The sequence below is a fragment of the Serratia sp. PL7 genome (assembly GCF_945957435.1).
The window spans coordinates 1-602 of record NZ_CAMFLB010000118.1; the positions used below are offsets into that span (position 1 = coordinate 1).

A 602-nucleotide genomic window follows, 5' to 3' on the forward strand; every position below is an offset into this window, starting at 1 on the left:
GAAATAGAAAATAATAAAATTGAAAAAATTAGAGTTGTTGAAACAGAAGAAAAGAAAAAATTATTTAGAGATCCGGAGGTAGTGCCTAAGCACTACACAGGAGCTGAGGTTAATCGTTACATACGAAAGGCTCTAAAACCTTACAAGAACGAACGAAAGCCCCTTATAGCTCGTCTAAACGGGTTTAAGAGCCGGTTAGAGCATTCAGAGGCTGAGTTGTCTGATCTCCGTCAGAACTTCAACAGAAGAGTCCAGGAACGGGTACAACAAGAGCAAAAGTTAGCAGTGGCCAAAGCCACGGCTGAGCAAGAACAAATCATTCAAAATAAAAACAGAAAAATAAAAGATATGGAGTTGGAAATAATAGAATACAAAAGGCAGTTAAAGGAAAATGCTTCAATCTCTCAGAGATATGAAAAATATAAAATCAACAGTGATGTTTTAGATCTAATACAAGAGCATAAACCGGCAGAATTTAAACAACTCTTCAATGCTGCTATTGCAGCAGCAGATGCCGAATATTCACAGAAACAGCAAAATAATAACTACACACCCCAGAATAAGCCAAAGGCTTTAAAATTATAAAGCCCGGAACGGGAAAC

The 602-nt window shown here is 37.2% G+C and carries 1 protein-coding gene; it reads left to right on the forward strand.

Going from position 1 to position 602, the window contains the following annotated elements; translation table 11 throughout:
• Window positions 1-585 (forward strand): hypothetical protein (locus N6G83_RS54510; RefSeq protein WP_260524446.1); only part of this gene is annotated, 585 nt, incomplete at its 5' end.
• Between the last annotated feature and the right edge of the window lie 17 nt (window positions 586-602).